This is a genomic window from Rhizobium sp. 05L429 (assembly GCF_056397645.1).
Genome location: NZ_JBFTNV010000031.1, coordinates 45832 through 57978 on the forward strand (window position 1 = coordinate 45832; position 12147 = coordinate 57978).

Here is a 12147-nt window from a genome sequence, read left to right on the forward strand (position 1 = left end):
CAGGATATTCCATGAGTGTGGCTTCCCAATCCCTTCTGACCGCCGACAAGGACTGGTGGCGCGGCGCGGTGATCTATCAGATCTATCCGCGCTCCTACCAGGATTCGAACGGCGACGGCATCGGCGACCTGAAGGGCATCACCGCCCGCCTGCCGCATGTTGCAAGCCTCGGCGCTGACGCGATCTGGATTTCGCCCTTCTTCACCTCGCCGATGCGCGATTTCGGCTATGACGTCTCGGACTATGAAAATGTCGATGCGATCTTCGGCACACTGATCGATTTCGACACCTTGATTTCCGAAGCTCATCGTCTTGGCATCAAGGTGATGATCGATCTCGTCGTCTCGCATTCCTCCGACCAGCATCCCTGGTTCGTCGAAAGCCGCACGAGCAAGACCAATGCCAAGGCCGACTGGTATGTCTGGGCCGATGCCAAGCCTGATGGTACGCCGCCCAACAACTGGCTGTCGATCTTCGGCGGTTCGGCATGGGCGTGGGATCCGACGCGCATGCAATATTACATGCACAACTTCCTGACCTCGCAGCCGGACATGAACCTGCACAATCCAGAGGTTCAGGATCGCCTGCTTGATGTCGTCCGCTTCTGGCTGAAGCGCGGTGTCGATGGGTTTCGCCTCGACACGATCAACTTCTACTTCCACGACAAGCTCTTGCGCGACAATCCGGCGCTCGCCCCGGAACGCCGCAATGCGTCGACGGCTCCCGCCGTGAACCCCTATAACTTCCAGGAACATCTATACGACAAGAACCGTCCGGAAAATCTCGAATTCCTGAAGCGCTTCCGCGCGGTTCTCGAAGAGTTTCCGGCCATCGCCGCTGTCGGCGAAGTCGGCGACAGCCAGCGGGGTCTGGAAATCGTCGGTGAATACACCTCCGGCAACGACAAGATGCACATGTGCTATGCCTTCGAATTCCTGGCGCCCGATCCGCTTACGCCTGAGCGCGTCGAGGAAGTCATGAAGGATTTCGGTGCCGCGGCTCCCGATGGCTGGGCCTGCTGGGCCTTCTCGAACCATGACGTCATGCGCCATGTCAGCCGTTGGGGTTCCTTGGTCGCCGACCACGACGCCTTCGCCAAACTTTACGCCTCGCTGTTGATGACGCTGCGCGGTTCGGTCTGCCTCTATCAGGGCGAGGAACTGGCGCTGACCGAAGCCGATCTGGCCTATCAGGATCTTCAGGATCCCTACGGCATCCAGTTCTGGCCGGAATTCAAGGGGCGTGACGGCTGCCGCACGCCGATGGTGTGGGACAGCCAGGTCGCCCAGGGTGGTTTCTCGACGGTCACGCCCTGGCTGCCGGTGCCGGTCGAGCACATCCTGCGTGCCGTCAGCGTGCAGCAGGGTGACGACAATTCCGTGCTGGAGCACTACCGCCGCTTCATCGCCTTCCGTAAGCAGTATCCGGCTTTCGCCAAGGGCGAGATCGAGTTCGAGGATCCGCAGGGCGACGCGCTGGTCTTCACCCGTGAATTCGGCAACGAGACGCTGCTCTGCGTCTTCAACATGGGGCCGACGGAAACCAATGTGACCCTGCCGGCGGGCGACTGGCAGGCTTTGACGGGCCACGGCTTTACCAGCAACAACTACGGCGACAAGATCGATATTCCGGCCTGGGGGGCGTATTTCGCCCGTCTCGCTTAAGGATCAGGAGGGGAGAGGAAAATGACTGGACTGACGCTTAAGGATATCCGCAAATCCTATGGATCGGTGGACGTGCTTCACGGCATCGACCTGGAAATCAAGCAGGGTGAATTCATCGTTTTCGTCGGCCCCTCCGGCTGTGGCAAATCCACGCTTCTTAGAATGATCGCCGGCCTTGAGAACATCACCGGCGGTGAGATGTATATTGACGGCATGCTCGTCAATGAAGTGCCGCCTTCCAGGCGCGGCATCGCCATGGTGTTCCAGTCCTATGCGCTCTATCCGCATATGACTGTTTTCGACAACATGGCCTTCGGGATGAAGATCGCCCGCGAAAACAAGCAGGAGATCGACCGCCGCGTGCGGGCGGCGGCCGAGACGCTGCAGCTTACGAAATATCTAGACCGCCTGCCGAAGGCACTCTCGGGCGGCCAGCGCCAACGTGTGGCCATCGGCCGTGCCATCTGCCGCAACCCGAAGGTATTCCTCTTCGACGAGCCGCTCTCCAACCTCGATGCTGCGCTGCGCGTGGCAACCCGCATCGAGATTGCCCGCCTGAACGAGCAGATGGCCGATACGACGATGATCTATGTCACGCACGACCAGGTCGAGGCGATGACGCTGGCGGACCGCATCGTCGTGCTCTCGGCCGGCAATATCGAACAGGTGGGGCCTCCGCTGGAGCTCTACGAGCGCCCGGCGAACTTGTTCGTCGCAAAGTTCATCGGCTCCCCGGCCATGAACATCATCCCGGCAACGATCACCGACGTCGGCGAGACGACGACGGTGACGCTGACGGGCGGCAAGTCCGTGACGCTCGATATCACCACTGCTGCACCCGAGAAGGGCAAGCAGGCAAGCTTCGGCGTTCGCCCCGAAGATCTGCGCGTTGCAAGCCCCGATGAGGACTATCTGTTTGAAGGCGAAGTCTCGATCGTCGAGCAGCTCGGTGAAGTGACGCTGCTCTATATCGAGGGCCTGGTTCAGGGTGAGCMGATCATCGTCAAGCTGCCCGGCATCTATGATGTGAAGAGGGGCCAGAAGATGCATTTCGCCGCCGATCGGCAGAAGCTGCATCTCTTCGATGCGGCAGGTCACACCTACAGGAAATGACCATCCATTTTTGGTGGAATCCTTCTTCCTGAGGGTGTGGAGGGGAAGGATTCTTACTTTCTGTTAAATATGCGGTGCTAGCCTTTTCCCAATCAAGACTGAGGGAACCAGGGCCGTGGCCGCATCGAATCCAACACCCCCAAAATCGCACTTCCTGGCGAAGGAAGAATCTTTCATGTACGACCGCGAAGCGCGGTTCAAGATGGAAGACACGATGAACGCCGCGCGCATCGAATATACGGAGAAGGGCGTTATGCATGCCGCTTCGCGTCGATGCGACATCGTCCGTATATCGATGAGCAGCGCGATCCTCGCGATCCTCACGCAGTACACGCTGCCGAAGCAGTTCTATCTGGATATTCCCGATGCCCGCATCACCAMGGTGGGCTGCCTGCTGATGAAGACCTTTCCGAACAACACGATCGAGGTTCGCTTCCTGCGCCTGCTGACGCAGAAGGAGCTGAACAAGATCTTCGTCTACAGCACCCACCCGGCTCACAAGGATTACGTCCTCGATATMCGCGCGTAACAGTCTCGCGTCTCGCTGGATATGAAAAACCCGCGGTTCTTGCCGCGGGTTTTTCTATTCTCAAGCAATTCCAGCAAAAGTGTACAGCGGTTTTGCGTCCGGAATTGCGCGAAGCAAAGAGAAATCAGTGATGGGTCTGGAAGAGCACGCTCGCACCCTGGTCTGACGGACCGACCGCATGGCGGAACGGCGCGAAGAGCTCGCGGCCCATGCCAAATTCGTTGTCCGAGAGGTCGATCATCACAGGCTCGCGCTCTGCCATGTCGGCCGCATCGACAAGAACTTCGAGTGTACCCCTGATGGCATCGAGGCGAATGATGTCACCATCCCTGATGCGAGCGATCGGGCCGCCATCGACCGCCTCGGGCGTGACGTGGATCGCCGCCGGCACCTTGCCGGACGCTCCGGACATGCGTCCGTCGGTCAAGAGTGCCACGCGGAAACCGCGGTCCTGCAACACGCCGAGTGGTGGCGTCAGCTTGTGCAGTTCAGGCATGCCGTTGGCCTTGGGCCCCTGGAAGCGCACGACGGCGACGAAATCTCGGTTGAGCTTGCCCTCCTTGAAGGCGTCCTGCAGTTCCTGCTGGCTGTGGAAGATAATCGCCGGCGCCTCGATGATGTGGCGCTCTGCCTTGACGGCGGAGATCTTGATGACCGCCTTGCCGAGATTGCCGCGCAGCATCTTCAGGCCGCCGTTTGCCTGGAAAGGCGTTTCGATGCTGGCAAGCACTTTCGGATCATGACTCTTCTCCGGCGAGGCCTGGCGCACGACACCACCGTTTTCGCCGAGCTGCGCATCGACCGTGTAGGCTTGGAGACCATGACCGAAGACCGTGCGCACATCGTCATGCACCAGGCCCTGCTTCAGCAATTCCTTGATGAGGAAGCCCATGCCGCCGGCAGCCTGGAAGTGGTTCACGTCAGCTAGCCCGTTCGGGTAGACGCGGGCAAGCAGCGGGATCAGTTCCGAAAGCTCGGCAATGTCCTGCCAGGTCAGCAGGATGCCTCCGGCGCGTGCCATGGCGACGAGGTGCATCGTATGGTTCGTCGATCCGCCGGTCGCATGCAGGCCGACCACACCGTTGACGACAGAGCGTTCGTCGATCATCTCGCCGGCCGGCGTGAACTCGTTGCCGAGCGCGGTGATGGCGAGCGCCCGCTTGGCAGCCTCGCGGGTCAAAGCTTCGCGCAGCGGCGTGCCGGGATTGATGAAGGAGGAGCCCGGCATATGGAAGCCCATGATCTCCATCAGCATCTGGTTGGAGTTGGCCGTGCCGTAGAAGGTGCAGGTGCCGGGGCCGTGATAGGACTTGGATTCGGCTTCCAGCAACTCCGCGCGGCCAACCTTGCCTTCGGCAAAGAGCTGGCGGACGCGCGACTTCTCGTCGTTCGGCAAGCCTGTGGTCATCGGTCCGGCCGGAACGAAGATCGCCGGCAGGTGGCCGAAGGAAAGGGCTGCGATGACGAGGCCGGGCACGATCTTGTCGCAGACGCCGAGGAAGAGCGCGGCGTCGAACATGTTGTGCGACAGGCCGACACCGGCGGCCATCGCGATCAGGTCGCGCGAAAAGAGCGAAAGCTCCATGCCGGGTTGGCCCTGGGTGACGCCGTCGCACATGGCCGGCACGCCACCGGCAACCTGGGCAATACCGCCGGCCTGCGCCGCCGCCTCGCGGATAATAGCAGGATAGGTCTCGAACGGCTGGTGGGCCGAGAGCATGTCATTATAGGCGGTGATGATGCCGAGATTAGGCACGCGGTCGCCCGCAAGCGCATCCTTCTCGGCGGGGGAACAGATGGCGAAGCCGTGAGCAAGGTTGGCGCAGCCGAGAACGGAGCGGTTGACGCCCTTTGAGGCGGCAGCGCGCAGGCGCTCCAGATAGCGCTCGCGGGTCGGCTTCGAGCGTTCGACAATGCGATTCGTAATCGCAGCAATACGTGCGTGAGCGGACATGGAAAATCCCTGCCTTGTTCTGGTTCGTCTGTATCTGTTCGCCGACTTCGGCGGCTGTGAGGCCCTGTCAGGGAGCCCAGTAGATCTCGACCGGGGAAGTAGCCCGGCGCAGAATGGCGCGGATAGGCATTTCTGCCTCTTTGCCGTCACCCTCTGCCTTGGCGAGAACGTCTTTTTTGCCTTCGCCCTCAATATGGAGAATGAGCAGTTTGGCATCTTCAAGAGCGGAGAAGGTGAAAGTGAGGCGTGGTTCGCCAGCCCCTTCCGCTTCCATGGTGATGATGCCGCGCGGCGTCTGGGCATCGAGCGCGACGCTCAGATTGCTGCCGCCGGGGAAGAATGAAGCCGTATGGCCATCGCCGCCCATGCCGAGGATCACAACGTCGAAGGGGATGCCGATCTCGGCGCTCTTTACCGTTGCAAGCTTTGCAGCCTCCTCGACGGAGTTCGCTGGCTGGTAAAGCGGCACGAAACGTGCCGCCTTCGCCTTGTTCTGAAGGAGATTGGCATCAACCAGCAGATGGTTCGAGCGCGGGTTGTCGGACGGCACGAAGCGTTCGTCGACAAGTGTGATCGTCACCTTGGCCCAGTCGATATCGTGCGCCGAAAGCGCCTGGAAGAAGGCTTTCGGCGTGGAACCRCCGGAAACGGCAATGCTTGCCGCCCCGCGGGCTGCGATGGCTGCCGAGAGGGCGCCGGAAACCTTGTCTGCAAGGTTGGTGGCGAGTTCTGCGGCGTTTGCGAAGGAATGCAGTGTCGATGCCATATCCTAAAACCTCGGACTAGATGTCGTCGTGCCAGGTGCGGCCGTCGCGTTCGATCAGCGCGATGGCCTGGCTCGGGCCCCAGGTGCCGGCCGTGTAGCCCTGCACCTGCTGACCGGTCGATTCCCAACCCTTGAGGATCGGGTCGACCCACTGCCATGCGGCTTCGACTTCGTCGCGGCGCATGAACAGCGTCTGGTTGGAACGGATGACGTCCATCAGCAAGCGCTCGTAGGCATCAGGGTTGCGGACGTTGAAGGCCTGGGCGAAGCTCATGTCGAGCGAGACATTGCGCAGACGCATGCCGCCCGGACCCGGATCCTTGATCATCAGCGACTGCTTGACGCCTTCATCCGGCTGCAGGCGGATGATCAACTGGTTCTGGCTGATGCGGCCGGCGGCCTGGTCGAAGACCGAGTGCGGGATCGGCTTGAAGGTGATGACGATTTCCGAAACGCGGCCGGCCAGACGCTTGCCGGTTCTGATATAGAAGGGAACGCCTGCCCAGCGCCAGTTGTTGATCTCAGCCTTGATGGCGACGAAGGTCTCCGTGTTGGAAACGCCGCCTTCAAGCTCCTCCAGATAGCCCTTGACCGGGCCGCTGCCGGAAGCGCCGGCGCGGTACTGGCCGCGAACCGTCGCCTGCTCGACGTTGGAGGCGTTGATCGGTTTAAGCGCGCGCAGCACTTTCAGCTTTTCGTCGCGCACGGCTTCCGAATCCATGGAGGAGGGGACTTCCATCGCAGTCAGGCAGAGCAACTGCAGGATGTGATTCTGCACCATGTCGCGCAGCGCGCCCGCTGTGTCATAGTATCCGGCGCGGCCTTCGAGGCCGACGGACTCGGCAACGGTGATCTGCACGTGGTCGATGTAGTTGGCATTCCACAGCGGCTCATAGAGCGCATTGGCAAAGCGCAGCGCCATCAGGTTCTGCACTGTCTCCTTGCCGAGATAGTGGTCGATGCGGAAGATCTGCTCTTCCTTGAAGACGCGGCCGATATTGTCGTTGAGCTGCAAGGCCGAAGCAAGGTMGCGACCGATCGGCTTTTCGACGACGATACGGGTCGACTTGGTGATCAGCTTGTGTTCGTAGATCTTCTGCGCGATGTCGCCGAAGATGCCCGGAGCGACAGCGAGATAGAAGGCGCGAACGCGTTCCTTGCCCTCATCGAGCAGCTTCTTGAGATGATCCCAGCCGGTGTCGGTGCGGGCGTCGACGGAAACGTAGAAGAGACGGGCACAGAACTTTTCGACTTCCGCCTCGTCATATTCGCCTTTCTTCAGGTGCTCCTTGAGCGCGTCCTTGGCGAACTTGCGGTATTCCTCATGCGAAAGCGGGCTGCGCGAAGCGCCGATGACACGGGTCGGTTCGGAGAACTGGCCCTCGATCTGGCGGTGGTAAAGCGCGGGCAGAAGCTTGCGCTCTGCAAGGTCGCCGCTGCCGCCGAAGACGACATAATCAAAAGGCTCAACGGGGATGATCTGGCTGCTCATGAGCTTGTCTCTCAATCAGGCTTGGTTGGTGGCCGTTTTAATCTAATCGATTTAAAAAAGCCAGTGTGCGGTGCAATGAATCTGTCGGACATCGGTTTTAGAGCGAATCGTCCGGAGAGGAAATCCGCAATCGAACTAAAACTTGTCGCGGAGGGCGAACCACGACAAGGCAAGRAAAAGCAGAGGCGTCCGCATGCGTGCGCCGCCCGGAAATGCGGGGATATCGAGCGCCTTGAAGAGATCGAGATCGGCCGATTTGCCCAACACCATTTCTGCGTAAAGCTTGCCACAGTAATTTGACAGCATGACGCCATGGCCGGAATAACCGCCGATTGAGGTAACACCCGGCATGACCTCCCGCACGAAAGGTTCGCGCGGCATGGTGATGCCGACCGAACCGCCCCAGGCATGGGTGATCTCAATATCCTTCAGCGCCGGATAGATCTCGGCGATCTGCCGGCGAATATGCTCGGAAATGTCGCGCGGATTGTCAGCCGTATAAGCTTCGCGCCCGCCGAAAAGCAGCCGCCCATCCTTTGATTTTCGGAAATACCGCACGACGAAACGCGAATCGGCCACCGCCTCGCCACCAGGTATCACATCAGGAAACCGGTCGAGCGGAACGGTCGCGCCGATGAAGGAGCGGATCGGCATCACATGGCTTTCCGTCACCGGCTCCAGATCGCCGATATGCCCATCGCAGGCAATCAGCACCCGGTTGGCGGTAATCGTGCCGCGTTCGGTCTCGATCGTGATCCGGCCGCCGGCCTGGCTGATCGATGTCGCCCTGGTCATTTCGAAAATATCTGCGCCCGCATTGGCCGCTACCCGGCCGAGGCCTATGAGCAGCTTCAATGGATGTATATGGCCGGTGCCGATATCGCGGACGCCGCAATAGAAGCGCTTGGAGCCGAGCCGCTCCTGCGTCTCCTCGCGGTCCATGAAACGGATATGCGGATAGTCGTAGCGAAAGGCCGCGATCTCTGCATTCTCGTAGTATTCCCGCTTGTAGCTTTCCTTATGCGCGACATTGAGCTGGCCGGGCACGTATTCCATATCGATCTGGTGCTCGGTCGCAAAATCCATCAGATGCCGCTTGGCATCCTCGGCAAGATCGAAGAGCGCCTTCGAGCGCTCGTAGCCGATCTTCTTTTCGAGCTCCTCCGGCCACCAGCGCTGGCCGGTGCCGAGCTGCCCGCCATTGCGTCCGGAGGCGCCGTCGCCGAGCCTCACGGCCTCGATCAGCGTGACCGAGACGCCGGCTTTGGCGAGATTATAGGCGGCCTGCAGACCTGTATAACCGCCGCCGATGATGGCGACATCACACTGCCTGGAGCCGTCGAGCGCCGGATAATCAGGGCGCTCGCCGGCTGTTGCCTGATACCAGGATAGGCCGGGTGCGATGGGGCTTTGCCATATCTTCTCAGTCATCGCGCCCCCTTATACGTTCAGAAGGAGGAATTCCCGCTCCCAGGGGCTGATCACCTGCATGAAGGTTTCGAATTCGCCACGCTTCACGCCGGCATAAAGCCCGATGAACTCGGCGCCGAAGACTTCCTCGAAGGCCGGTTCGTCTTCAAGCAGAGCCACGGCTTCCAGCAGGCCGCGCGGCAGGTCGATCGAGCCTTCATTGGCGGCATCCTCGGTCGGCGCCGTCGGCTCGATTTCCTTCATGATGCCAAGCAGGCCGGAGGCGAGCGAAGCGGCGAGCGCAAGATAAGGATTGGCATCCGAACTCGGCAGGCGGTTTTCCACGCGCCGCGCCTGCGGATCGGAAACCGGCACGCGGAAGGCCGTCGTGCGGTTGTCGTAGCCCCAGGCATTGTTGACAGGACAGGACATGTCAGGCTGCAGGCGGCGGTAGGAATTCACATAGGGCGCCAGCATGGCGAGCGCGCTCGGGACGTATTTCTGCATGCCGCCGATGAAGTGGAAGAACTCCTTCGAGGCCGAGCCGTCGGCATTCGAGAAGACGTTCTTGCCCGTCTCGATATTCACCACCGACTGGTGGATATGCATCGCGGAGCCCGCCTGGCCCTGCATCGGCTTGGCCATGAAAGTCGCATAAATATTGTGCTTTAGCGCCGCCTCGCGGATCGTGCGCTTGAACAGGAAGACCTGGTCGGCAAGCTCGATCGGATTGCCGTGGCGGAGGTTGATTTCGAGCTGCGCAGGTCCTTCTTCGTGGATCAGCGTATCGATCTCGAGGCCTTGCTTTTCCGAGAAGTGATAGATGTCGTCGATCAGTTCGTCGAACTCGTTGATGCCGGCGATCGAATAGCCCTGTCCGCCCAGGATCGAACGGCCCGAACGTCCCTTGGGTGGGTGCAGCGGATAGTCCGGGTCGTCATTCTTGGCGACGAGATAGAATTCGATTTCCGGCGCCACGATCGGCTTCCAGCCACGCTCGGCATAGAGGCCGATAATACGCTTCAATACGTTGCGAGGCGTATAGGGAACTTCCTCTCCATCGGAATTGACGATGTCGCAAATGACCTGCGCAGTCGGGTCCGTTTCCCAGGGTACCACGGACAGGGTGGAAAGATCCGGCACGAGCTTCAGGTCGCTGTCACGCGGCTCGTAGCGGAAGCTCTCGGTTTCCTCCGGATATTCGCCTGAGATCGTGTGGCGGTAAATAGCAGAGGGCAGCGCAAGCGATGTGTTGGAGGTGAACTTCGACGTCGGCATCATCTTGCCGCGCGGCACGCCGGCAAGGTCAGGGGTGATACATTCGATATCTTCGATCCCGCGGTCCCGCAGCCAGCGCGCCGCTTCCTTCCAGTTCGCAACACCGCGCAGAGATCCGGGATCAGGAGGGGATTTCTTGGAGGCGGGTACGTTTCTGGCAGGCTTCAGCGTCGTCTTTTTTGGGGACATGACACACCGGGTTGCGTTGATCGTGACGCCATCATAACCAGAGTTTGGCAATTGGCGAGGGGGGCAAAGGCGTTGACATCAGCCCCTTGATGGAAAAAGAAGACGCGATTTTGATAAGGAAAACGGATTTTGCAGCGCAAGAGCGATGTGATCGTCATCGGTGCCGGTGCCGCGGGTATGATGTGCGCCATTCGCGCCGGACAGCGCGGTCGCACCGTGACGCTACTTGATCATGCCCGCGCGCCGGGCGAGAAGATCCGCATTTCCGGTGGCGGTCGCTGCAACTTCACCAATATCAATGCCGGCCCGAAGCATTTTCTCTCCACCAATCCGCATTTCTGCAAGTCGGCGCTTGCCCGTTTCACCCCGACGGATTTCATCGCCATGGTCGATCGTCATGGGATCGCCTGGCATGAAAAGACGCTTGGCCAGCTGTTCTGCGACAACAGCGCCAAGGACATCATCTTCATGCTGCTCGACGAGATGCGTGCGGCAGGTGCCGCATKGCATCTCGGTGTCGAAATAACAGGCGTTGAAAAGACCGAAAGCGGCTTTCGTGTCTCGACATCGGAAGGTCTCTTCGAGGCGGCTTCGCTCGTTATCGCAACGGGCGGAAAATCCATTCCGAAGATGGGAGCGACCGGCTTTGCCTATCGTGTTGCCGAGCAGTTCGGACTTGATGTCACCGAAACGCGCCCCGGTCTTGTCCCTCTGACGCTCGATCCCGTTTTGCTCGAAAGCATCGCGCCGCTGTCCGGCATCTCTGCACCTGCCGAGATCCGCCACGGCAAGACCGCCTTTCGCGAAGCGCTGCTCTTCACCCACCGGGGCCTCAGCGGTCCTGCCATCCTGCAGATATCATCCTGCTGGCGGGAAGGCGACACCATCACCATCGATATCGAACCGGATGTCGATATCGCCGCGCATCTGAAGAAGGCAAAACAGATGAACGGGCGCCAGTCGGCGCAGACCGCACTCGGTGAAATCCTGCCGAAGCGTCTGGCGCAATACATCGTCGAACGCGAGGCGGTCGCCGGCAACATGGCCGACCTCTCGGACAAGCTGCTGACCCGACTTGCCGACGCCGCCCAGAACTGGTCCGTCAGGCCCTCCGGCTCCGAAGGTTACCGCACGGCGGAAGTCACACTCGGCGGCATCGATACATCAGCGCTCGATTCCCGCAGCATGCAGGCTAAGACTGTTCCCGGCCTCTATTTCATTGGCGAATGCGTTGACGTCACTGGCTGGCTCGGCGGCTATAATTTCCAGTGGGCGTGGGCCTCCGGTTTTGCGGCCGGTGAGGCATTGTAAACGCTAATATTTGTAGACGTGAAACCTTTCCGGCGATTCAAGACTTCTTAAGATTGCCTGCGCCATCCTGTCTCAATGGCAAGTCGGCAAAGCCGTTCCTAAATTAAGCTTTACCGGCAAGCTGTTTTGTTGGATTGTTGTCTTTGAATAGATGTGAGGTTTCGCAATGAACAGAAACACTCGACGCGCCCGCGCCATCGCAATTGCCCAGGCAAAGCCTGATGCAAAGCTCACTGCCCTGCACTATCTGATGCTCGCCGCCGGCGCGACTGCCGCCAGCATTGCGGTTCTTCTGTCCCACTTCATCTGATCCCATCGCAGCTTGAAATGGAAGTTTCCGATATCGCGACTGCCATGTCGCGGTTTTGCGGCGCGCAATTTGCAACTATTGTGCGATCTTCGATAATGCGCTCTTACCGCTTATCCGAAAATTAATATCTA

The 12147-nt window shown here is 60.0% G+C and carries 10 protein-coding genes; 5 read left to right on the forward strand and 5 right to left on the reverse strand.

The features are described 5' to 3' along the window. Positions 1 to 11 precede the first annotated feature (11 nt). The 3 genes from bglA (at position 12) to AC1DNW_RS26905 (ending at position 3306) form a co-directional block, all read left to right on the forward strand. The gene (bglA, locus tag AC1DNW_RS26895; RefSeq protein WP_113311556.1) at positions 12 to 1664 is read left to right on the forward strand and encodes a beta-galactosidase BglA; all 1653 of its coding nucleotides are present in this window, start codon (positions 12 to 14) and stop codon (positions 1662 to 1664) included. 21 nt (positions 1665 to 1685) lie between these two features. Further along, positions 1686 to 2777 carry an ABC transporter ATP-binding protein gene (locus AC1DNW_RS26900; RefSeq protein WP_477854913.1) on the forward strand — a complete coding sequence of 364 codons (1092 nt, stop codon included), beginning with the start codon at positions 1686 to 1688 and terminating at the stop codon, positions 2775 to 2777. A gap of 175 nt (positions 2778 to 2952) precedes the next feature. Further along, a complete protein-coding gene (locus AC1DNW_RS26905) occupies positions 2953 to 3306 on the forward strand; it encodes a hypothetical protein (protein ID WP_477854914.1) in 354 nt (117 codons plus the stop codon). Positions 3307 to 3430: 124 nt separating this feature from the next. Here AC1DNW_RS26905 and edd read toward each other — a convergent pair whose 3' ends face one another. The 5 genes from edd to AC1DNW_RS26930 form a co-directional block, all read right to left on the reverse strand. After that, on the reverse strand, positions 3431 to 5260 hold the full coding sequence (edd, locus tag AC1DNW_RS26910; protein WP_113311554.1) for a phosphogluconate dehydratase: 1830 nt from the start codon (positions 5258 to 5260) through the stop codon (positions 3431 to 3433). A 67-nt stretch (positions 5261 to 5327) separates the two neighbouring features. Continuing rightward, on the reverse strand, positions 5328 to 6026 hold the full coding sequence (gene pgl, locus AC1DNW_RS26915) for a 6-phosphogluconolactonase (RefSeq protein ID WP_113311553.1): 699 nt from the start codon (positions 6024 to 6026) through the stop codon (positions 5328 to 5330). A 16-nt stretch (positions 6027 to 6042) separates the two neighbouring features. Beyond that, on the reverse strand, positions 6043 to 7518 hold the full coding sequence (gene zwf / locus AC1DNW_RS26920; protein ID WP_477854915.1) for a glucose-6-phosphate dehydrogenase: 1476 nt from the start codon (positions 7516 to 7518) through the stop codon (positions 6043 to 6045). A 135-nt stretch (positions 7519 to 7653) separates the two neighbouring features. After that, entirely contained in the window at positions 7654 to 8949 is a 1296-nt protein-coding gene (locus AC1DNW_RS26925) for an NAD(P)/FAD-dependent oxidoreductase (RefSeq protein WP_113311552.1), read from the reverse strand. A 9-nt stretch (positions 8950 to 8958) separates the two neighbouring features. Further along, complete coding sequence (locus tag AC1DNW_RS26930; protein WP_113300712.1) at positions 8959 to 10395, reverse strand: glutamine synthetase family protein; 1437 nt, start codon at positions 10393 to 10395, stop codon at positions 8959 to 8961. A 129-nt stretch (positions 10396 to 10524) separates the two neighbouring features. Here AC1DNW_RS26930 and AC1DNW_RS26935 point away from each other — a divergent pair, with 129 nt between their 5' ends. Next, positions 10525 to 11706: a BaiN/RdsA family NAD(P)/FAD-dependent oxidoreductase gene (locus AC1DNW_RS26935; protein WP_477854916.1), complete on the forward strand. Its 1182-nt coding sequence runs from the start codon at positions 10525 to 10527 to the stop codon at positions 11704 to 11706. A 166-nt stretch (positions 11707 to 11872) separates the two neighbouring features. Then, positions 11873 to 12016, forward strand: a complete 144-nt coding sequence (locus AC1DNW_RS26940; RefSeq protein ID WP_477836724.1) for a hypothetical protein — start codon at positions 11873 to 11875, stop codon at positions 12014 to 12016. Positions 12017 to 12147 lie beyond the last annotated feature (131 nt).